The sequence below is a fragment of the Paenibacillus sp. FSL H7-0323 genome (assembly GCF_038002725.1).
GTDB classification, from domain to species: domain Bacteria; phylum Bacillota; class Bacilli; order Paenibacillales; family Paenibacillaceae; genus Paenibacillus_AQ; species Paenibacillus_AQ odorifer.
Map to the genome: position 1 here is coordinate 457,985 of NZ_JBBODB010000001.1, position 23,411 is coordinate 481,395.

Annotated in this window: 16 protein-coding genes; 11 read left to right on the plus strand and 5 right to left on the minus strand. The window is 43.9% G+C overall.

What is annotated here, in order from left to right:
* The first annotated feature begins 384 nt into the window (after positions 1-384).
* A complete protein-coding gene (locus MHH89_RS02220) occupies positions 385-3,021 on the plus strand; it encodes an adenosylcobalamin-dependent ribonucleoside-diphosphate reductase (protein ID WP_341086203.1) in 2,637 nt (878 codons plus the stop codon).
* A 422-nt stretch (positions 3,022-3,443) separates the two neighbouring features.
* Here the strand turns inward: MHH89_RS02220 and MHH89_RS02225 are convergent, their stop codons facing one another.
* On the minus strand, positions 3,444-3,842 hold the full coding sequence (locus MHH89_RS02225; RefSeq protein ID WP_076186474.1) for a cytidine deaminase: 399 nt from the start codon (positions 3,840-3,842) through the stop codon (positions 3,444-3,446).
* Positions 3,843-4,081: 239 nt separating this feature from the next.
* Here MHH89_RS02225 and MHH89_RS02230 point away from each other — a divergent pair, with 239 nt between their 5' ends.
* Complete coding sequence (locus MHH89_RS02230) at positions 4,082-5,059, plus strand: methylenetetrahydrofolate reductase (protein ID WP_340034300.1); 978 nt, start codon at positions 4,082-4,084, stop codon at positions 5,057-5,059.
* Between the two features lie 145 nt (positions 5,060-5,204).
* Here the strand turns inward: MHH89_RS02230 and MHH89_RS02235 are convergent, their stop codons facing one another.
* The gene (locus MHH89_RS02235; RefSeq protein ID WP_076280926.1) at positions 5,205-6,083 is read right to left on the minus strand and encodes a LysR family transcriptional regulator; all 879 of its coding nucleotides are present in this window, start codon (positions 6,081-6,083) and stop codon (positions 5,205-5,207) included.
* 153 nt (positions 6,084-6,236) lie between these two features.
* On the opposite strand from MHH89_RS02235, the gene MHH89_RS02240 reads away from it, so the two are divergent.
* Entirely contained in the window at positions 6,237-7,601 is a 1,365-nt protein-coding gene (locus MHH89_RS02240; protein ID WP_341086204.1) for an MATE family efflux transporter, read from the plus strand.
* A gap of 53 nt (positions 7,602-7,654) precedes the next feature.
* On the opposite strand, the gene MHH89_RS02245 is transcribed toward MHH89_RS02240, so the two are convergent.
* On the minus strand, positions 7,655-9,397 hold the full coding sequence (locus tag MHH89_RS02245; RefSeq protein WP_341086205.1) for an SGNH/GDSL hydrolase family protein: 1,743 nt from the start codon (positions 9,395-9,397) through the stop codon (positions 7,655-7,657).
* 241 nt (positions 9,398-9,638) lie between these two features.
* Between MHH89_RS02245 and MHH89_RS02250 the strand changes: the two genes are divergently transcribed.
* Positions 9,639-12,506, plus strand: coding sequence for a glycosyl hydrolase 115 family protein (locus MHH89_RS02250; RefSeq protein ID WP_341086207.1), 2,868 nt, complete (start codon positions 9,639-9,641; stop codon positions 12,504-12,506).
* A gap of 47 nt (positions 12,507-12,553) precedes the next feature.
* Here the strand turns inward: MHH89_RS02250 and MHH89_RS02255 are convergent, their stop codons facing one another.
* Positions 12,554-13,333: an AraC family transcriptional regulator gene (locus tag MHH89_RS02255; protein WP_341086208.1), complete on the minus strand. Its 780-nt coding sequence runs from the start codon at positions 13,331-13,333 to the stop codon at positions 12,554-12,556.
* Positions 13,334-13,462: 129 nt separating this feature from the next.
* On the opposite strand from MHH89_RS02255, the gene MHH89_RS02260 reads away from it, so the two are divergent.
* Both MHH89_RS02260 and MHH89_RS02265 read left to right on the plus strand, forming a co-directional pair.
* Positions 13,463-13,759, plus strand: a complete 297-nt coding sequence (locus MHH89_RS02260; RefSeq protein WP_038569940.1) for an ArsR/SmtB family transcription factor — start codon at positions 13,463-13,465, stop codon at positions 13,757-13,759.
* 127 nt (positions 13,760-13,886) lie between these two features.
* Positions 13,887-14,909: an NADP-dependent oxidoreductase gene (locus MHH89_RS02265; RefSeq protein WP_076186483.1), complete on the plus strand. Its 1,023-nt coding sequence runs from the start codon at positions 13,887-13,889 to the stop codon at positions 14,907-14,909.
* 71 nt (positions 14,910-14,980) lie between these two features.
* On the opposite strand, the gene MHH89_RS02270 is transcribed toward MHH89_RS02265, so the two are convergent.
* Entirely contained in the window at positions 14,981-15,790 is an 810-nt protein-coding gene (locus tag MHH89_RS02270) for a YheC/YheD family protein (RefSeq protein WP_076309888.1), read from the minus strand.
* A gap of 162 nt (positions 15,791-15,952) precedes the next feature.
* Here MHH89_RS02270 and sbnA point away from each other — a divergent pair, with 162 nt between their 5' ends.
* From sbnA to MHH89_RS02295, 5 genes are all read left to right on the plus strand, one after another.
* On the plus strand, positions 15,953-18,160 hold the full coding sequence (gene sbnA, locus MHH89_RS02275; RefSeq protein ID WP_305954084.1) for a 2,3-diaminopropionate biosynthesis protein SbnA: 2,208 nt from the start codon (positions 15,953-15,955) through the stop codon (positions 18,158-18,160).
* 24 nt (positions 18,161-18,184) lie between these two features.
* A complete protein-coding gene (locus MHH89_RS02280; RefSeq protein ID WP_076186487.1) occupies positions 18,185-19,150 on the plus strand; it encodes a 2,3-diaminopropionate biosynthesis protein SbnB in 966 nt (321 codons plus the stop codon).
* Positions 19,151-19,351: 201 nt separating this feature from the next.
* Entirely contained in the window at positions 19,352-21,325 is a 1,974-nt protein-coding gene (locus MHH89_RS02285; protein WP_256716553.1) for a serine hydrolase domain-containing protein, read from the plus strand.
* A gap of 59 nt (positions 21,326-21,384) precedes the next feature.
* Positions 21,385-22,062, plus strand: coding sequence for a response regulator transcription factor (locus tag MHH89_RS02290; protein ID WP_076100805.1), 678 nt, complete (start codon positions 21,385-21,387; stop codon positions 22,060-22,062).
* The gene (locus tag MHH89_RS02295) at positions 22,059-23,411 is read left to right on the plus strand and encodes a HAMP domain-containing sensor histidine kinase (RefSeq protein WP_076129993.1); all 1,353 of its coding nucleotides are present in this window, start codon (positions 22,059-22,061) and stop codon (positions 23,409-23,411) included. The genes MHH89_RS02290 and MHH89_RS02295 overlap by 4 nt, the downstream gene beginning before the upstream one ends.

Below are 23,411 nucleotides of genomic sequence, written 5' to 3' on the forward strand. Positions count from 1 at the left end.
TGCAGCCTCCTCAAGCTCGGATTTATATCACCATTCGTAAGAGTAGTATGCTCGTAAACGAGAGAATTCATAACCTCCTATTTTTCACGATAGCCTTTAAAAAAGAGAGCAAGAGCGAGAAAAAGCAGCAACGTTTGCGATAATTCGGCAACTTGACTCTATTTTCGAATAAGACCTTCGATACAATATGTGGTATAGTTTAAAAGCTGACGCACACAATATATTGTGACAAAAGCTTGAAAATGTATTTTTTATAGAGTGCTTAGCTGGTATTTGTTATTGACAAGATGAGCTTCCTACATACACCTGTTAAGCAGTGGAGGATGGTAAGGGAGTTTTTGTTGTGGGCCCATACCTTGGACCGGAAACTAATATCTACTACACATGCGGGAGGTTTTTTTATTGAGTAAAGTGGAACGTAAGCAACGCCTTGAAGGGCTAAGTGAAAAAATATTTTTGGATCGTTATGCTTGGAAGGATGCAGACAGCAACAATGCTAAAGTAGGCGACGTTGTATTGGTGCTGACCAAAGATGATCCGAAGTTTCCAACTAAGGAAGTCGGAGAAATTGTGGAGCGCAGTGGTCGAATCGTAACTGTAAAGACACGCAGCGGTGAGTTTGTGAAATCGGATGTTGAAAAGTTGACCCTTAATATAGAAAAAACTCCTGAGGAAATGTGGGACCGTCTATCCACAGCGATGGCTTCTGTAGAGAAGACACCTGAGCTTCAAGCAGAATGGGCGGGCAAATTCCGTTCAATTCTAGATGATTGGAAGCTTGTGCCGGGTGGACGTATTGCGGCTGGTGCAGGTGCTAGTGAAGAATTAACATTGTTCAACTGTTATGTAATCCCTTCTCCAAAAGACAGCCGTGGCGGCATCATGCAGACATTGTCTGAAATGACGGAGATTATGGCCCGTGGTGGCGGTGTGGGCATTAACCTGTCTTCATTGCGTCCTCGTCGTGCGATTGTTAGAGGGGTTAATGGTTCATCCAGTGGTTCCGTATCTTGGGGCGGTTTGTTTAGTTATACTACGGGGCTTATTGAGCAAGGCGGCAGCCGTCGTGGCGCGCTCATGCTGATGATTAATGACTGGCATCCCGATGTTGAGGACTTCATTACCGTGAAGCAAACGATGGGCCAAGTCACTAATGCTAACCTTTCGGTATGTGTGAGCAATGGTTTTATGAAGGCTGTAAAAGAAGATCTGGACTGGGATCTCGTATTCCCGGATACAACCGATCCTGAATATAACGAAATATGGGATGGCGATCTCGACAAGTGGAAAGCTGCCGGCAAAAACGTTATCCATTATCGCACCGTAAAAGCGCGTGACGTGTGGCGTACGATCATTGAATCGGCATGGAAATCTGCTGAGCCAGGCGTCGTGTTCATGGAATACTATAACCAGATGTCTAACAGCTGGTATTTCAACCCGATTATTTGTACGAATCCTTGTGGAGAGCAAGGCCTGCCAGGCTGGGGAGTCTGCAATCTGTCTGCGGTGAACCTGTCCAAGTTCTACGATGAGAAAAATCATGATGTAGATTGGGAAGATCTTGCGACTACAACCCGTTATTCGGTCCGTTTTCTGGACAATGTAATTGATAAAACACCTTATCATTTCCCGGAAAATGAAGCGAATCAGAAAAAGGAACGCCGCGTGGGTCTCGGAACCATGGGATTGGCGGAGCTGATGATTAAATTGAACATCCGTTACGGCAGCCCGGAATCGTTGGAGTTTCTGGACAAGCTATACGGCTTTATGGCTCGTGAAGCCTACCTTGCTTCGGCAGAAATTGCTGGAGAGAAGGGTTCCTTCCTAGCTTTTGATACTGAGAAATATCTAATGAGCGGCTTTATGAAAAATATAGTCGAAGCGTATCCAGAGGTTGGCGAAGCGATTCGTGAACATGGTATGCGTAACGTTACAGTGATTACACAAGCACCTACAGGTAGTACAGGTACAATGGTAGGTACTTCTACGGGAATTGAGCCTTATTTTGCCTTTAAATATTTCCGTCAAAGTCGTCTTGGCTATGATGAACAGTTTGTTCCAATCGCTCAAGAGTGGCTGGAAGCTCATCCGGGTGAAGAGCTACCGGACTACTTTGTAACTTCGATGGATCTGTCAGCTAAAGATCATATTCGTGCGCAAGCAGCGATCCAACGCTGGGTAGATAGCTCTATTTCCAAAACAGCGAACTGCCCGTCTGACTTTACGGTTGAGGAGACGGCTGAGCTATATGAAATGGCCTTTGATCTAGGATGTAAGGGTGTTACGATCTACCGCGATGGAAGTCGTGACGTTCAAGTTCTGGAAACCACGAAGAAGGAAGACAAAAAAGAAGCCGCTCCGGTTGCGGCAGAGGAAGCTACAACTACTGTAGCAGCAAGTCCAGCGCCTCAAGTGACTACAAAAGAGGCGGATAAACAATACAAAAAACGTCCGCAGGTTCTGCGCGGCGCTACCTATAAAATCAACACACCATTTGGGATGGCATATATTACGATCAATGACCTTGATGGAATACCGGCTGAAATCTTCCTGAATGTAGGTAAAGCGGGTTCTGACGTCTTTGCTATGGCTGAAGCATTAGGCCGTGTCTGCTCCTTGTTCCTCCGTTACGGAGATCATGGTGAGAAAGTGGAGCTGTTGATCAAACATCTGAAAGGCATTGGCGGATCAGGAGCTATCGGCTTCGGCGCAAACCGGGTTGAATCCATTGCTGATGCTGTAGCTAAGGCACTGGAATCACATGTGCTGAACAATGCTCATGATGATCATGTACCCGCTCCGATTGCAGCAACTTTGGAGCTGGAGGATTTCAATGAAGCATTAAATGCGGAGTTGAAATCGAGCGTTCCGTCAGCTACGGAAGATGGACATGGTGGTCATCATGGACATAACCATGCTACGGCTTCCCGTGACCTTTGCCCATCCTGCGGCAGCGCCTCGCTGATTAATATTGAGGGCTGTAAGACTTGTGGCAATTGCGGGTATAGTCGTTGCGGGTAAACGGTAGAGCCAATAGGTGTTTTATGGGAAAACTAGAAATGTGACTATGCATAGCTACTAAAAGCAAGCGATCCTCGAGAGGAAGTGTTTATCCTTTTATCTCAATGGATCGCTTGTTTTTTATTATTGATGATGTTCATTGAGAGGTTTTAACTATATGAGTTTTAGATACTATAGAACTACATACAGACTATGATAAAGAATTTATTGAATTTAGGGTAAGAAATGCTTTGGAAATGATAAAGGTAGTATTTAAAGAAAAAGATAAGGTTGGAATTGCGATTTGGTAAGTAACAACGTATTTACGCGGTGTGTCTGGTCTGTGAACTCTGGTTCTGCTAAGCTTTTTAACACAAAAACACGCGTACTTGTCTAACACAGGTACGCGTGTTTTTGTTATTCCACTACGAGAGGAATTATTTTTACATATCTAAATTTTTGAATGCATAAGGCAATAAATCCTTTAAACTCAATTCTAAGATCTCTTTTTTCTCATTGGTTAAATAGACAGGCATGTCGGGCAAACAGAATTCCGATAATACTTGTCTGCAGATACTGCATGGCGGCAGAAAATCCATTGTGTCACCTGCTACAGCTATAGCCTGAAAATCACCTTTAGTATAGCCCTTTGTAATAGCCGTGAAGATTGCTGTTCTCTCTGCACAATTAGTAGCGCCAAAAGATACATTTTCTACGTTTACTCCATTAATAACATTTCCATCTTTAAGCAATAAGGCTGCTCCAACTGGAAATTTAGAATAAGGGGCATAAGCAGCTTTCTTTGTGTTACGTGCGCTTTCCATTAATTCTTCTTTATTCATAATACTCACCCTTTTTAAATAAGAATGAACCTTTCGGTCCCCTTATCGCCAACTTTAAGGTTGGCAGGACTTCTAATATTATAGTCACATCAAATGGTTGTCAACATGTACTACTCGATAAGTATCATTAAGGAATCATAGCTTTAAAATATAACTAGATATAGTAAATAGAAGTTACACATATTAAGCCCGCCATGGTAACCTTATCTTAAAAGCGACGAGTAGAGGGGTTTTGTAATGTGGGAGCGGCAGAGAATACATTTAAACAAAAAATATTGAGCAAAAAACCGGGTATTATAACATATGGGATGACACCACCGAAGGCAAGCCACGCACCAGAAAAGGTCTCGGAAATCGCCCAGAAACAGGTTGAGAGACTTAAAAACCTTGATTTAGATGCGTTAATTCTGTACGACGTTCAGGAAGAAGTAGACAGAGTGGATCATGAAAGACCTTATCCCTATTTACCAACGATTGATCCGGCTGTCTATGGTGATAAATATCTAAGACAGGTGGAGGTCCCGAAAATAATTTACCGGTGCGTCGGTAATGATACTAGAGCTCAGTTCGAGGATTGGGTTAAAACTGACGAAAATGAAGATAGATTTTCCGTGTATGTGGGCGCTTCGTCAAGTAAACAAGAGGTGAAATTGAATTTACCAGAGGCTTATAAGCTAAGTAAACAGCTAAATAACAATTTAACTTTTGGCGGAGTTGTCATTCCGGAAAGACATATAAAAAAGAATGATGAGCATATACGGGTTGTCGAAAAGACCAACAATGGGTGCAACTTTTTTATTACACAGGCAACTTATAATGTAGAGGCATCTAAGAATTTATTGTCTGATTTATATTATTACTATACAAATAACGGTTTTGAGATGGTTCCTATTTTATTTAATCTTGCACCATGCGGCACGGCGAAAACATTACAATTTATGAAGTGGTTAGGGATCAGTATCCCGGGATGGTTAGAAAACGAGTTGAAATACTCGAATGATATTTTGGATAAATCAATCCAGCTATCGCAAAAAATCTTTGAAGAATTACTAGATTTCGGGCTGGAGAAGGGAATTCCTATTGGTTGCAGTATTGAAAGTGTTTCAACAAGTAAGTTGGAGATTGAAGCGTCCGTACAGCTTGTTAAAGATGTGAAGGCTATTTTGGATAAGAAGCTGCCGAGTCATGAATCCAACATAAAGCAATCAATCATGTAACATATTGCAAAGAACTAGGAAGTAGCGGATGGATTTTGCTAAGCCACCCTACTGCTCAGGATTACCTATTATGTTGGGCTATAAGCTGCTTCCGGTACACGATCGGAGGCAGCTTTTTTAGCTATATGCTTACAGATTCGCGAGTTTAATGATAGGTATCTTTTATAAATTGAATAAAACGTGCTGTTGCGGAACTAAATAGATTGTTCTTTTTCCAAGCTAATACATGACCTGTCGTACGTTCAGGTTCAAATGGAACAAAACAAGTTTGCTCGCTTTCTCGGATGGTATATGAACCACTCACACAAATGGCATACCCAAGCTTTTGTTCTACCAGCAGCATGGCATTTGTCAGCAGATTGTGTGAGGCAAAGATACATAAGCTGCCATTTTCAACTCCAAGCCAGCTCGTAATTTCATTTTGTACAAGAGTACGGCGGGGGAGGATTAGAGGTAAAGAAAGAATATCCTCAATTCCAATAGAGATTTTCTGGGCTAGAGGGTCATCCCGTCGCATCAGAATTCCCCACTTTTCCTGATAAGGCAGACGAATGTAGTCATATTTGGCGGCTTCAATGGGTTCCAATAATATACCTATATCAATATATCCCCGGTCTAGCTTTTCTCGAATATCATCACCATCCGCACTATATATTTCATATTGTACTTTCGGATGCCGATTGGAGAACTCTTCTAGTAACTTTGGTAATGCCTTGGATACAGAGGATTCAACACAACCTATCGAAACTACTCCGCCAACTAGCTCTTTTTGCTCTGCCAGATCCCGTTCTGTTTTATCCAAAAGCGCAACAATTTCTTTTGCCCGCTGCTGAAAGAGAAGTCCACTATCTGTTAATGTAATCTGTCTTTTTCCCCGAATAAACAAGCCGGTTCCCAATTCTTTTTCTAGATCCATAAGCTGTCTACTTAATGTTGGCTGGGTAATGTGGAGAATTTCTGCTGCTTTTGTTATATTACCAACCTTAGCCACGGTTAAAAAATATCTGAGAACACGCACATCCATTATTTTTAACATCCTTTCAAATTACAGCTGATATATTAGCATTGTCATATATATGCATTTTAGGCATGGTACGTAATCCAACATAGGTATTAGATATTTATCGCTTTTGAATTTACCATAGATTTAATACCAATACAAAACGGAGCTAATCCTATGAGTAAACTGGAAAGTGCGATTACGAAACCAAGATTATTTTCAGACAAAGAACTAATGAAATTATTCCTGCCATTAATTATTGAACAATTATTAGAAGCATTGGTAGGGTTGGTGAATTCTATCATGGTAGCTTCTGTTGGAGAATCAGCAGTATCGGGTGTATCTTTAGTTGAAATGGTCATGTTACTGTTGATTAGCTTATTTGCAGCATTAGCTACTGGAGGAACGGTAATTGTCGGTCAATATCTTGGAAAAAAGCAAGCGCATCAGGCTAGAGAAGCAGCGAATCAATTAGTTTGGTTTACGGGTGCAGCTGGGTTAGTGATTATGATATTGATTTATTTGCTGAAGGGTTTTATTTTAAATGGGCTTTTTGGAACGATTACAGAAGAGGTATATGGGCATGCCAATACTTATTTATTAATTGTTGGGGCTTCCGTTCCTTTCTTGGCTCTATATAATGCAGGTGCAGCCGTATTCAGAACGATGGGAAACTCCAAGCTGCCTATGCAAATTATGTTGGTTGTGAATCTTGTGAATATAGCAGGGAATGCGCTATTGGTTTATGGTTTTGACATGGGGACAGCCGGCATCGCGATTCCAACTTTAATTTCCAGAACGGGCGTTGCTATTTGTATTCTTGTGTTAATCTCTAACCCTAAGAATCTCCTCTATCTGAAAAAGACCTTGCGGCATAAATTTGATACTAAGATGATCAAACAGATTATGAGAATTGGTGTCCCTTATGGGCTGGAAAATGGCATGTTTTATATTGGAAGGTTATTGATATTGAGTTTGGTGTCCACATTTGGAACGGCGGCAATAGCAGCAAATTCAGTAGGAAGTACTATTGCTTCCTTGCAGGCATTACCTGGGATGGCGATTGGTTTAGGGTTGTCTGTTGTTATTTCTCGATGTGTGGGGGCTGGGGATTATGCTCAAGCTAGATATTATACGAGAAGGATTATTGGTTTTATTTATATGGCACAGGTAGTCAGTTCTATTGTGAGTTTAGCTTTATTTCCAAGCATATTGAGCATCTATCATTTTTCAGCAGAAGCGGAACTCTGGGCAACAAAGATTGTGTGGAGTCATGCGATCGTTATGATGTTGATCTGGCCTTTTGGAAATACGCTGCCCACGGTTTTTCGAGCTGCTGGAGACGCCAAATTTCCTATGGTCATCAGTATGATTACTATGATTTGTTGTAGAATTATGTTTGCTTATATATTGGTATATTGGCTGCATATGGATATGTTTGCAACGTGGATCGCAGTTTATTGCGACTGGCTGATCAAAGGGGTTCTGTTTATTTGGCGGTACGTTAGAGGGAAATGGACAAAATTCCATGCGATACAATAAGGATAACCCCGATGTAGTTTACATCGGGGTTATCATCTCTCTAGGTCAACTCACTAAGCATTATAGCCGAAGCCCAGTATAGTAAAAGACTTGTCCTGATCTTCCGGCACCATTCTGATTTCTACCTGATGCTCCCCACTAACCTCATTTTGATAAAGAATTACCGGATTGCAATGTGTCCAGTTATTCTCATGTGGATCAGCGGTGACTACAAGACAACCATCGACGTAAATGTTCGCCTTGCCGAATTCGCTGCTGCCAGAATCCTTGTATACGAGGATGAGATTTTTGCTTGTTATCGTCAGCTTGAAGCTGTGTTCCCCAGAAGACGCTGAATGCATCCAATTATGAGGGAATTCCGGAGTTCCGAAAGGATTGGCATCCATTTCTACCCGCTGCAAATCGGTATCGATCCCCGAAAATCCGCCCACCTCGATCCTGCCTGCGTCAATATGGCTTTTGCGGTCCAGCAGAAGGGTTCCCGCAAAATCATTCCCGATGACCGGATGTTGATCCAATAGGAGATCATCTTCGTCCATTAGCGTTTTGTGGGTTTCGGAGAATAAATAAGCAAGACAATCAGCCATCACCCGGTGACCATCATTAGTAGGATGATAGATATCATAGAAAAATTGCCGTTTCGAGAGGATGTTCCCCTCATTTTTGCTTAGGCGGAACTGCCCGGATACGGCATCCTTTACACTAACCATAGGAAGATTATAACGCCGGCCAATGGGGGAGAGCCGTTCCTGCAGGTTCCAGTCATTCATAAACACGCTGAACAGGAGAACTACAGCCGGTCTATTATCGGCGGAAAGTATTTTTAGGCATAAGCTTTCAAAACAGTTGCCTTTTGTTTCATCCCCTTCGTCGTTTACCGCAAATTCTACCACCACGATATCAGGTGTTACAGAACCTTCCCGGAGAATATCCCTTTCATAACGGATGACCCCAAGCTCGGATGGTGTTCCACCTACCCCAGCCTTCACAAAATGGATGTTCTCGCCACCATTCGTACCGAATAATTCCTTAAATCTCAGATACGATTGGTAGGCATAACATTCTGTATGGATCGGTTTAGCGCCTGCTCCCTGAGTAATGGAACCCCCAATATAAGCAATCGTGATATCCTCACCTTTTATAGCCTTATGGATGGCCGTTTTTAATCTTTTATTATTGCCCGGATGAAGCAAGGATTGGGTAATGATCTCCCGGTATTCGTTAGAATCAAACGCTACAGGCGGTTCAATGATTAGCTCTGGTACAGAATAACCGTCATGCAAATAAAAAATTATACTCGCGATGGCCAGTTCGCCTTCATGTTTAAATTCAAAAGCGAATTTGCCGAGCACTGCATCCTCTTCAGACCATTCCAAATCCTCTAACTTTAAGAGGACTTCTGAACCGTCGGAGGGACAGGGCACACGTATGCTGCTGCCTGTTTCGTATTTGCTGGTTTTGCCCCAGTTCTGCAATAGAAAAGAGATAGGCTCGTTCTGCTCATGATCCCTTCTCACAGACACTCCGATACTATGGACTAATTTGCGAAATCCAACACAGTTTCCTAGCAGCTCCAGTATTGTCTCATCAGTGACGCCGCCAATATATCTGGCCTTGTCGATTAGATAGTTACCTTCCAGATAAACTTCCTGTGAAGATGGACCTTCGGCCCGGGCTGTCGCCTCAATCGCTGTTTCGTAGAGCACAAAAAAACCGTTCCTGCGTTCAGCCGGGTCCTTGGGCGCCTTTGGACCTTCAATCTTGCCACCTGTAATGACCCCGTTATTGTTTTTCATATTGATCATCCTCGCTTTTTGTATAAGCTTTTCTTGTTATGGATGCGTTTGCAAAAAACATGCTTCTGTTAGAAGGAATACCTGTTAACAGTAACACCAAATATCCAGATTGTTCAACCGATAAACAAAGTTTCATTTAATAATTACAAAAAGTTGCTAGTTTACACATGGATGTTGAAATCGCTTACTTATATAATGTGCCTAGTCATACGAAAATAGGATGCTTAAGGGGAGAATTATCATGCCTACGAAGGAATTGCACCTTGTGAAGCAGGGCAGTGCTGCCAAGATTTACGTAGACCCCAAGGGGAAAGATTATGAGGGATTACGCCGGGTGGCACAGTCTTTTGCAGTAGATGTTAAACAGGTAACAGAGGTTGAGCCTGAGATATATACACAATTGAACGAATTGGATGGAACAGTCATAATCACTGGATCGATAGGGAGTAATGATTTTATCGATAATTTAATCGCGGAGGGAACCGTTGATGTATCGGTCATCCAAGGTAAAAGAGAATGTTATAAAATTCAGGTGGTTGAACAACCCACAGCGGGAGTGGACAAGGCGCTCGTCATTGTAGGAAGTGATAAACGGGGGACGATTTACGGGTTGTATTCGATCTCCGAAAAGATTGGAGTTAGTCCTTGGGTGTACTGGGCGGATATTGTGCCGGAGAAGAAGCCGGCATTGTCCATTCCTGATAACAAGCTTCATGTGATCTCCAAGGAGCCTTCGGTTAAATATAGAGGTATTTTTTTGAATGACGACTGGCCGTCTTTAGGTTCTTGGGTAACTCAAAGATTTGGTGACTTTAATGAAGATTTCTATGACAAGGTATTTGAACTCATTCTTCGCTTGAAGGGGAATTATTTATGGCCGGCGATGTGGAGCGCCGAATTCAGCCTGAATGGTAAAAGCAGCCCGATTGCCAACGCCAAGCATGCACAAGAATACGGAATTATTATGGGGACCTCCCATCATGAACCCTTATTCCGGGCAGGCAGTGAATGGCAGAAGGTATACAGCCAATACGGAACAAGTAACCTATGGGATTTCGCCCGTAATAAACAGGCGATTACAGATTTCTGGGAAGACGGAATCAAGCGCAATCAGGACTTTGATAACTTGATTACTCTAGGCATGCGGGGGGAAAGTGACTCTGCGCTGGAGGGCTCCGACCAGGAGAATATTGATCTGCTGAAGGACATTATACTTACGCAAAAAGAACTATTGAAGAAATACAATCTTGAACATGCGCCGCAAATTTTGGCCGTTTATAAGGAAGTTGAGAAGTACTGGTATGGCACTGCCGGGGTGGAAGGGTTGAAGGACTGGGATGTTCTGAATGACGTTACGATCCTGCTTGCTGACGATAACTTTGGCAATCTCCGCAAAATCCCGACGAAAAACGAACGTAACCGCAGCGCAGGATGGGGGATGTATTATCATTTTGACTACCATGGTGGTCCGCATTCCTATGAATGGTTAAATACGACCCCGCTTGAAAAAGTCTGGGAGCAAATGTGTATGGCATTTGACTATGGCATCCGTGATGTATGGATTGTGAACGTCGGGGATTTGAAGCCTATGGAATTGCCCATTTCCTACTTTCTGGATTTGGCCTACGATTTTGAGGCTTGGGGGACAGGTGCAATCAATCGGACTGTGGAATACACCAACCGTTGGGTAGAGCAGCAATTCGGATATGTGCTGGAACAAGAGACATGTCTGGGAATCGCACAATTGTTAGGGGATTATATCCGGATGAACGGTCGGCGCAAGCCTGAAATTATTTATCCGTCCACCTTCAGTCCTATCCATTACAATGAGGCGCACAGAGTTCTGGAGCAAGCGGTGATGATCGAGAAGGCTGCCGGCAAATACGATGAGCTAATCCCGGAACAACTAAAGGATGCTTACTTCCAGCTCGTATATTTCCCTGCTGTTGCCTCGGCCAATGTGGTCAAAATGCAAATTTATGCTGGACTGAACCATCTATACGCTGAACGAAATAGTATGTTGGCAAATACTTACGCTGCTCTGACCCGCGAAACCATCGAACGGGATAAGTATCTGGAGCTGGTTTATAATAGCGGAATTTCGGATGGGAAATGGCAGGGAATGATGAGTTCCCCTCATGTAGGGTATATACATTGGAATGCAGAAGGGTGGAAATATCCGGATGTAAACACCTTGACGCCCGCCAGAGGTTCTTTAATGATTGTCGATGTGGAAGGAACGGAACAAGCGTATGTTTCCGGCACAGCTAATCTTCCGGTATTTACAAATCTCCAAAAAGAAAACTATCGCATCACAATCAGTAACGGTGGAGAAGCGGGTTTTGAATATCAGGTGCGGAGCAGCGTAGATTGGATCAAGCTTGAGAAAATACGCGGCTGGATTGAGGCAGGGGAGACGCTTCAGGTTTCCGTAGATTGGGAGAAGGTCAAAGAAACATCGACGGGCGAAATTACGATCTCCGGTGCCGGGAATATAATTAAGGTGAAGGCAGCCGTGGATTGGATAGACATTCCGGATATGCCACCGATGACATTCATCGAGACCCATAATATCGTGTCCATTGAAGCGGAGCATACCATAACTCGTGTTTCGAAATCAGGGGTGGTATGGAAGACCATTGACAGCTATGGACGTTCTTTATCCTCGGTTAAAATGTTTCCGGATGCTGTATCTTTTGAACAACCGGAGGATGCACCTTGTCTGGAATATCGGATTCTAGTGCAGCAGGACACAGATTATAGCTTAACCGCGTATATTGCGCCGACAAACAATCTGTCACAAACTAGCCGGTTAAAATATGCGATAGGTTTCGATGATCAGGCACCCGTGATTAAGGATGCTTTACCAACGAACTTTGAAGGCGGCAATCATGATAATGAACCGTGGTGCCGTGCGGTTATGGACAATATTCATGCTGTAACCACCAGCCATGCTTTAACGAAGGGTCTTCATACCCTCCGCTTTTACGGATTGGATGCGGGTCTGGTTCTACAAAAGCTTGTATTGTCCGCTGCCCAGCTTCCTTATTCCTATTTAGGGCCGGAGGAGAGCTTTTATACTAGCGGGACGGCGTCCATTCTTAGTTAGGCTGAATTAAAAGGGCGAACAACTAGGTTGTTGCTTCGAATCCTCCGTTATTTCAGGGCAGATGACGGAGGATAACCCTTTATATTTTTGAAAACGTTGCTGAAGTAGGCGACATCTTGATAACCACAGTGCGCTGCCACTTCGGACACATTAAAACCACCTGCCGATAGAATCATCTCAGCATTGTTCACCCGCACCTTGTTTATAAATTCTTTACAGGTGGAGCCAGTGTTCTGCTTAAACAGCTTACCAAGATATACGGGATTTAGGGCAACCCAATCTGCCAGCTCCTTGATCGTAACTTCCTCCGAATAATGATCCATGATATAGGCCATCACTTTTTGGATTCTTAGATCTATCAGAGGTGTTTCTTGATGGTGGGCGATACTTAATAAGCGGTACACAATCAGTTGAAAGATGGCCCGGGCCTTCATTTTGTAGAAAGGTTGTTTGCCCATCCAGATATGTGAGAATTCTTTAATATCCTCTAGAATCTCTTTAGTTCTCCAATTCCTAGTTACAGTCTCAAAAGGGAGCTGCACATGATTGTCCTCACCCTCCCAGAAGAAATTGAAGGCAAAAGAACGCATGGGTGCCTCCTTGAAAGTCTGAGCTTCCCGAATGCTGCCAGAAGGGGCATAGAGCATATCCCCGGCTTCAACCGTGAATTTCTCTCCATTAATAAAATAGTCAGACTTTCCTTCTACGATGAAGGTAAGATCATGGAAATCAATTTTACTCCTCGTAATCTCCCAATCCGGGAAGGATCGGCGATCAACGAACAAAAAAACACGGGGAACAAGATTTTCGTATTTGGTAATGTCCATTTCTACCACCCCTCTTTCCTTATAAATAGATCCGCGCTAATGCCGATTGGTATATTATACAAAAATGAATCCAATTAAGAAATGGGATTGTAAATTGACTTTGCGCAATCAGAAGAATACAATAGTTTTATGACTATCGAACAATATTCCTTAAAAGATGATGAAAAGCGAGTGAAGATTTTTAAAGCATTAGCAGAAGTGAAACGAATTGAAATGATTCGTTATCTTCATCTCCATAAGGAGAACAATACATGTGGGTCCATTGGTGAATCTATGGGAATGGATAAATCCAATGTGTCGTACCATCTGAAGATTTTGTATGAAGCTGATTTAGTAAGTGTCACACGTATGGGGCAGAATAAGATTAGCCAGCTTCGAGAGGATACGTTTAGCGAATTATTACCGGGTTTCTTGGACAGTTTATAATATGTCCGGAAACCTATAATTTTTTCTTGATAGTTTGATAGTTTTATAACTATTTGATAATCACGTACAGGGTTTGGTTAATAGTTATAGGTAGCAGCAAAAATAAATATTAATGGAGTAGTGATCTATGAATCAGTTGAAAAATAAACAGGTCCTGTTAATTTCACGTCCTGTAGGCATGCCAACCCAGCAAAATTTCGAGTTCAAAGATATTCCTGTAGTTGAAGCAAAAGAAGGACAAGTTGTTGTACGTACGTTGTATTTGTCAGTGGATCCTTATATGCGCGGAAGAATGAATGATTCTAAATCGTATATTCCTCCGTATCAGCTTAATGAAGTCATCGCTGGAGGACTTGTGGGAGAGATCGTAGAATCCAAATCGGAGCGATTCAAAGCTGGAGATAAAGTCATCGGTATGCTGGGCTGGCAGTTATATAATACTGTAGATGCTAAAGCAGTAACCAAAATCGATGATTCGATTGCACCTGTATCGGCTTACTTAAGTGTTCTAGGTTTAACAGGGCTCACTGCATATTTCGGTTTACTTGATATCGGGCAGCCGAAAGAAGGAGAGACTGTCGTAGTGTCTGGAGCAGCGGGTTCAGTGGGGATGTTTGTTGGACAGATTGCCAAAATCAAAGGCGCTCGTGTCGTTGGGATCGCAGGTAGCGATGATAAATGCGACTATTTGAAAAAAGAACTTGGCTTTGATGCAACCATTAATTATAAAACAACGGAAAATTTAGGCCAGGCTTTGGAAGAAGCATGTCCAAAGGGTGTGGATGTTTATTTTGACAACGTGGGTGGATCGATTTCAGATGCTGTGATGAGCTTGCTTAATGATTATGCACGTATTCCCCTATGTGGCGCTATTTCTTCCTATAATAGTACAGATGGAGATATGGGTCCACGTATTCAGAGCAGATTGATCAAAACCCGCTCCCTTATCAAAGGATTCGTTCTTAGTGATTACGCAGCTCGCCAGTCAGAAGGACTTCAAGAGCTTGGAAAATGGCTAACAGAAGGTAAATTAAAATATGAAGAAACAGTTGTTGAAGGATTCGACAATGTGGTTGAAGCATTCCTGCAATTGTTCCAAGGTGCGAACCTCGGGAAGATGCTTGTTAAGGTGAGCGACTCCGAATTCTAAAACAACACAAACAGCTCTGGTAGAGATTTTTATATATCAGGGCTGTTTGTATTATTACCAATCAAATCCGTTCAGACCATACCCTGTTTGGACTTCATGCATTTAAGATTGTATGTGCGGCCATAGGCTTTTGCATATTTGACGATTCGCTCAATCATGCTGGTGTCATTCAGTTTGGTAAACGGGCACGGATCGGGGGCAGTATTTACTTCCAAGATCCATGGTTTAAGGCGTCGATCCAAAGCAATATCCACACCGATTTCCTGCAGGCCGGGATAGGCTGTGCTCAGCTGTCTGGCGGAGTTCACTCCGATTTGTTGCATGGACCGGATCAACGCGCTACTATTCTCTACGTTTGTGTAGGATTCTAATAATGCCTCTACCGGATAAATCGTTCCCCCTTGGCTCCCATTCGTAACCACTTTGCGAGGATGAGCTACGCGACCCGCAATGCCTGTAGCTTCCCACCCACCCTTAAGATTTCTTTGCACCATAACCCGGATATCAAATGGCCTTCCCTCATAAACCAAAAGCCAAATCCCTTTTTGCGCCAAATAGGACTTTCCTTGGGTCTCGCTAGAGATTGCCCGATAAGCCATCTCGTAATCAGAAAATGTATGTTTATGCGTACCGGACTGATAGCTGTAGGCTGGTCGTTTTTTGGAGGAATGATCTTGCGATCTTTCAATCCGGATTACACCCTGTCCCAAAGATCCACAGCAGGGCTTAATGTACACCATTTTATGTTTTTGCAACATCTCATAGAGTACGTTTTTATTCATTTTTTTCGTTATCGGGATATACTTCCTTAGCTCTTGTTTTCTAAGCAGTACCCTTGTTTTCGTCAGCTTATTGGATATCCGCTGTATTGGCTCCTTCATTTTGTTCCTCCGTTCTATATATCTATAGGCTATATTACGGGAATACGCAGTTTTTGCTTGGGCAAACACAGAATAATAGAACACATGCAAAGAATTCTACATATGAATATTGGAGGCATTTATTAAACTTGGGCTGCAGCATGCGGTCAACGGGAGGCGGCTATGATGCTGCTCGGGAAATTGCAGAATAAGGTGCAAGAAGTAATGGACGAATACCCTTGGTACAAGGGGCTGATCGATGGGGAGAAAACGAATTATAACCTGCAGAACTTACCTCTTATGTCTTCGAAAATACTTGAAACCTTCTATTATAACCAACCCATCGATCCTTCTTGGACTGTTTATAGGACGTCTGGTACAAGCTCAGGCCGTAGAAAAGCAATCCTCTACTCTGAGGAAGATGACAAACACTATGTGGATATTAAAACGAAGCTATTCGGCGAGCTTATTGCGGGAAGCGGATGTAACAGAGCGTTGGCGGATATGGGCACTGGACATGCAGCAAATACTGCGCTGACCATTTTTGAAAGGTTAGGATTGGAGAAAAGTTCAATGCCCTTTGAACTGCCAATCGAACAGCATATTGAACAGCTTAAAGCTTTTAAACCTGACTTGCTCTATACGATGCCGTCCATCCTTGACCATATCGTATATGCTGCCGGAAACCCGCGTGAATTCGGAATTCGCAAGATTATTTTGGTAGGGGAAATTGCTCCGCCTGAGTGGCAGCGGAATATGGCTGGCTTGTTTGGTATTGATCCTAGAGATATCATCGATACTTACGGCTCCATTGAAATCGGTACGATCGCTTATTACTCCCATGATCATGGCAGGTACATTTTTGCCGACGGAATTTTTGCGGAAGGAATCGGGGTTCAGGAGTTAGACGAAGAAGTAAGGCCGCTTCGGAACAATGAAAGTATTCTGGTGCTTACCTCAACTGTCCGCAAGATGCTGCCAGCTCTTCGTTTTGTTACTTATGACGTTGTAAGGGATTTTAGGCCTGTGATGATAGACGGGGTTGAACAACAAAGCTTTGAGTCCATTGTAAAAAGAGTGGGTCAAGAACTGAAGCACGGTGAGAAGATCAGCCTGTACGATATCGAGCAGGTCGTATACCGTCATATTGAAGATGCGATCATTCGGGTCAAGGTAAAAAACAATGCGCTCTCTATTTATATCAAGAGTAAATCTGTGAAGCCCTCTATTATTCCGGTAATCAAAGAGGAAATCAGGGAGTGTATTCCGGAAATCGGGATGATGATTCGCAACCATCTGCTTGATGATATTGAGATCATTATAGTAGCTAAAGGGGAGTCGCTGGCCAGCGGGCAGGTCAAGAACAAGAAGTTATATTATCAGAAGGACAAAGCTAAGGTGGACATAAATATCCAAGGCGGTATCTTGTCGACTATCGGAAAAACGCCATTAATCAAGCTGAATAATTTGTTCCAGAACAATGAGTTCGAAGTCTACGCAAAAATGGAACTGCTAAATCCGGGAGGAAGTGCGAAAGACCGTCCAGCTCTGCGGATGATCCATGAGGCATGGAAGGAAGGGAAAATCGGGCCGGGAACTACTATTATTGAGTCAAGTTCGGGAAATATGGCGATTAGCTTGGCGATGATTTGCCAATATTTAGGGCTGCGGTTTATTAGCGTGGTTGATCCAAGAACTACCACAACAAATCTGCAGATTCTGAAAACATTAACTGCAAAAATTGACTTTGTTAGCGATCCCGACCCCGAGACCGGTGAATATCTGCCTGCTAGACTGAATCGAGTGCAGCGACTCTTGGAGGAAATACCGGGCAGCTACTGGCCGAATCAATATGCAAACGCAAATAACTATTTGTCCCACTACCATACGACCATGAAAGAAATCGTGACTGAGCTTGGGGAAGTAGATTATTTGTTTTGCAGCGTAAGTACATGCGGCACGATTCGAGGTCTCGCGGAATATGTAAGGGATCATGGTCTGAAGACTAAGATTGTTGCCGTCGATGCGGAGGGAAGTACTATTTTTGGTGGCAACAAAGAGAAACGGCGGTTCCCGGGACTCGGTGCTGGCATCGTACCCCCTTTCTGCAGAACGGATTTAATCGACCGTATCGTGCATGTCTCAGACTTGGATATCGTAAAAGGATGCCGAGCACTCGCTCAGAATGAATCGATTCTGGCCGGTGCATCCTCAGGGGCTAACCTTGCCGCTGTTAGGCGTATGGAGCAAGAATTGGCTCCAGGATCTGTCTGTGCGGTGATCCTGCATGACAAAGGGGAGCGTTACCTCGATACGGTATACTCTGACCCATGGATTCAGAATGAATTTGGGCAGGAGTTCTCGGCTGACGGTGGAGATGTCCTTGCTTAACGAGCGGCAAAAGGAGGTTGTGGAATGCTGTATTTAAACGATCGGGACATCCGGGAGGTGGGGCTTGATTGGCCTTCTCTCGTGGAATCGATAGAAACTACGGTGCGCATACTTGATTCTGGAGATTACGCGCAGCCCGTAAAACCTTATCTAAGGTATAAAAATCCTCAAAATCGTATTATTGCAATGCCCGCATACGTAGGGGGGAACGTGAACGCAGCAGGGATCAAATGGATTTCCAGCTTCCCGGATAATATCCAGGTTGGTCTTCCCCGCGCGCATAGCATCATTGTCTTGAATGATCCCATTACGGGCGAGCCTATATCCGTCCTAAGCTCTCCGCTCCCCAGCATCGTAAGGACAGCTTCCATCAGTGGACTGATGATTGGCTACTTTTTGCAGGCACGTTCACTTGAACGGATTTATCTTGGCATTATCGGCTGGGGACCAATCGGGCAATATCATTTTCAAATGGTTATGGCATTGTACGGAGATCGAGTTGAACGTGTCCGCATCTTTGATATAAGGGAAGTAGATTTGTCAGACATCTCATCTATATATAAGGATAGGATAGAAGTGGAGGAGACGTGGGCGGACGTTTATCGAAAGTCCAATATCTTTATCACCTGTACCGTATCCAATCATAGATATATCGATATGCTTCCGGCGGAAGGTAGTCTTCTACTGAATATTTCACTGCGTGATTATAAACCTGAGGCATTAGCTTCGGTGAAGTCCATAATCGTCGACGACTGGGATGAGGTGTGCCGCGAAAACACTGACATACAGCAGCTCCATCTGAAACATGGGTTAACTCGTGCCGATACCCGAATGATTACCGATGTCGTCTCGCGCCATTGCCTGAATGAACTCAGAGCCGATGAGCCGATTTTCTTTTGTCCGATGGGGATGGCGGTTTTTGATATCGCAACAGCGGTATACTTCGTGAAGAAGGCTAGAGAAAAAGGGATCGGGACTGAGCTACAGTAAGGTTGTAGGCATACGTTCGCTATGGGATTTTTTATAGATTTTTCTGATGTAACTAGACTATGATCCGTCACTTTTAAGGGTGGATTGCTGTCTAGTTTTTTTATTGTCTTGTTAACGTTCCATTCATAATACTCTGATAATCTCTATAAGTGTTAGGCGGATGATCATCCACCCCAATAAATGATGACTCGGAGGATAATAATGTTGACACCTATGAAAAAAAGGCTGATCGCTGGTCTGACCCTATTGGCTGTGATTAGTGCCGGCTTTGGCGCAAGCTTGGTATTTCCCGGGAAACAGGCCTCGGCTGAGAACCAAACGGGTCAAACCGCGCTGCCGGCAGCGCAAATTGAAGCATTTGCCAATCTCGATGATACCGCGGGACTGACTAGCTTCGTTGATGGAATTATGGAAAAAGATATGAACCGGCTGCAAATTCCGGGAGCGGTTATCTCCATTGTAAAAGACGGCAAGATTATTTTGACCAAAGGTTATGGCAGTTCCAATCTGGAAGAAGCGGCACCGGTTAATCCGACAACCAGCATGTTTCGAATCGCTTCAACAACAAAGCTGTTCACCTGGACAGCGGTGATGCAAATGGTCGAACAAGGTAAGATAGATCTGGACACTGATATTAACACCTACCTGAAATCAGTGGAGATCCCTGCTACATATCCTGAGCCGATCACGATGCGCCATTTGATGACACATACAGCGGGGTTTGAAGAGGGTGGAGTGGGTTATCAAATCACTACCGACCCTGCCAAATTGCCGGGATCAATCTCGGAAACACTCAATAAGCATATGCTGGCACGGGTAAGACCCCCCGGAGAGATGAGTTCTTATTCGAACTTCGGGGCTACTCTCGCGGGTCTGATTGTGGAGGAAGTCAGCGGTGTTCCTTACAATGACTATATACAAAAGTATATTTTCGATCCGCTCGACATGAAATATTCGACGGTGGTAGAGCCTTTGCCGGAGTCATTCATACCCAATCAAGTTGTAGGGTACACGAGTGAGAACGGCAGCTTTATTCCTGGCACACCTACCTTCGAGGGCGGCTTTCGTCCTGCCGGCTCGGGTACAGTATCAGCAGTAGACATGGCGCACTTTATGATTGCCCATCTGCAGAACGGGAAATATGGTGACCAGCAGATTCTTAGAACGGAGACTGCAGAACTAATGCATTCAACGGCGTACCAATTCGATAAACGTATGCCGGGAGTAGATCTGGGGTTCTCTGAGAAACGCATCAATGGTCTTAGACTAATCACTCATGGTGGTTCCGACCCCATGTTTAATACAGAGTTTTATCTTGTGCCTGCCAAGCATGTAGGTATCTTTGTTTCCTATAACGGCGGTCAGGGCGGTGATTCCGCGGCAGGCCTAGTCCATGCCTTTTTTGAGCGCTATTATCCCGATCCTGAAGCGAAGCAGCCTGAATTCTCCACTTCTGCAGAATCTGTTCAGAAATATGCGGGAACCTATCAATTCACACGCCGTAACCACAGTGATATTGATAAATTTTTCAATTTTTTTGCCCAGCTAAATGTTAAGGTAAAGGATAATAAGCTATCTTTGGGAAGTGGTAGTGAACAACAGTTGTATAGAGAAATCGCTCCGAATCTGTTCCAGCTCGAGGGAGGCACCGAACAAATCGGCTTCCGCACAAATGATACCGGTAAGGTTACACATATGCTCTTAGGTATGGCACCGGAAATGCCACTGGAGCGTACGCCACTCTTGAATCAGAATAAGTTTTGGCTTATCGTACTTGGCGGCTCGGGGTTGATTTTCATCACTGCATTGCTTGGACTAATCTTCTCCAGACGCAAGATCAAGGCGATGACGCCTCCGGAAAAGTGGGCCATCCGCTTATCTGCGGGAACTGCTGGGTGGGCGCTGCTATCTTTCGTTACGATATTTATGGTGGTTATGTCCATGGATACGATGCAGAAGTTCAGCGGTATCAGTCTTTCGCTTTCTCTCAGTTTAGTTATGCCAATCCTTTTGGTTGGACTGACTTTAGCTTTGCTAATCTCGGCTATACTGGTTTGGAAGAATAAATACTGGACAGCTTTCAAGCGTGTGCATTATACACTAGTGGCACTTTCGGCTGTAGTGATGACTCTGTTTTTCTACTATTGGAACCTGTTGGGTTGGCAGTTCGGATAACTTCGTTTCTTGTCAAGAATATATCATATATAATGTAAGCTTAAGAGAGGAGGACAATCGTGGCTACTATACTTATTGCTGATGATGATGATAACATCCGAAAGCTAATGTCTTTGTTTTTGCGAAAAGAAGGTTTTGACCTCAAAGAAGCCAGGGATGGCACCAAAGCGCTGTCCATTATAGAGAACTCGCGAGTCGATCTCGTCATCCTAGATATTATGATGCCAGGATTGGATGGTTGGGATCTGTGCAGAGAAATCAGGCGCTCTGATGCCAACATTCCCCTCCTCATGGTGACGGCTAAAGGAGAATCTGCACATAAAGTGAAAGGTTTTCAACTCGGCACGGATGACTATTTGACCAAACCGTTTGATCCGCTTGAACTGGTGATGCGAGTAAAAGCTTTGCTTAAACGCTCGCTGGTTGTTTCTTCCCAGTCTGTGCAGTTGGGCAATGTGGTGCTTAACCGCCGCACTTTCCAGGTTACGCGTGATGAAGAACCGGTAACGATTCCTTTGAAGGAATTTGAGCTACTGTTTCTGCTGGCTAGTCACCCTAGGCAAATCTTCACAAGAGAACAGTTGATTTCTCAAATCTGGGGATTGAACTATGAAGGAGACGGCCGGACTGTAGATGTGCATATAAGCCGGTTGAGGGAGAAATTCTGCGGTAACGACGAGCAATTTCAAATCGAAACGGCCCGCGGCCTAGGATACCGGCTGATCCCTGCGCTATGATCAAGACATTGTATGTACGCGTCGTTCTCACGTTTCTAGGCATCATTATCTTTAGTCTGATCTGTTCCTTTTTCATTGGTTTGTATGTCTTTCAGAAACAAATAAGTTACGAGGGACAGAATGAAATGATCACAGTGGGGAAGGAGATCATTCACCGTTATGATGACGCCAAGCCTGAGGATACAGACGAGTTCTTGAATAGTATGGTTAAGGTATCTGCATACCCTATCCACTTGTATAATCATTCCGGGGAATATACCTTTTATGGGCTCAAGGATAGTCCGGCCGTCACTATCACCCCCGAGGCTGTGAAACAAGTGCTGCAAGGAAAACTCTATCGTTCCTCCGCAAAAGATAAGGATACCTTTATCGGGATGCCCTTTATGTTTAACGGGGAGTGGCAAGCAATGTTCTTGCAGTATTCTGCCGAGAACGAAAATATCGTCAATCGGATGCTGCTCTTTGTGCTTTTACTCGTGCTTTTACTGGGTAGTCTATGCATTCTTATTGCCGCCAGATATTTGGTGGAGCCGATCAAAGCTTTGACGAATGCGACAAGAAGGCTGGCCAAGGGTGATTTCGAGGTAGAGCTTAAAGTAAACCGAGTAGACGAAATAGGGGAACTGACACAAAGCTATGTAGAGATGGCCGGGGAGCTGAAGCAGCTGGAACAGATGAGGCAGGATTTCGTATCCAACGTTTCTCATGAAATTCAGACACCGCTTACGTCTATTTCCGGCTTTGCCAAGGCATTGCAGAACAATGATCTAATCGTGGAAGAGGAACGTTCTGAATATCTTGATATCATCATTGCAGAGAGTGAACGTCTGTCGAGGTTAAGTGATAATTTGCTGAAGCTCGCTTCCCTGGATTCTGAACATCATCCCTTTAATGCAGGTTCCTTCAATCTTGACGAGCAGATTAGAACCATCGTTGTGACCTGTGAGCCACAATGGTCAGCCAAAGGCATCGTTATCGATCTTGAGCTGCCGGAAGCTGTCAAAATTAAGGGTGATGAAGATCAGCTGAAGCAAGTATGGATGAATTTGCTGAGCAACAGCATCAAGTTCACACCTGAAGGCGGGAACATCCGCATTAGTATAGATGACAGTGCAGCAGATGTATCGGTCACCATCAGTGATAACGGGATCGGGATTTCCCCGGAAGAGTTCAACGCCGTATTCCAAAGATTTTATAAAATAGACAAGTCACGGAATGGAAACAACAATGGCAATGGCTTGGGACTTGCAATCGTTAAAAAAATTGTCTCCCTGCATCAGGGAAACATAGAAGTGGACGGTGCGGTTGGAGCGGGAACGACGATTATCGTCAGGTTGCCCCATAAGTGA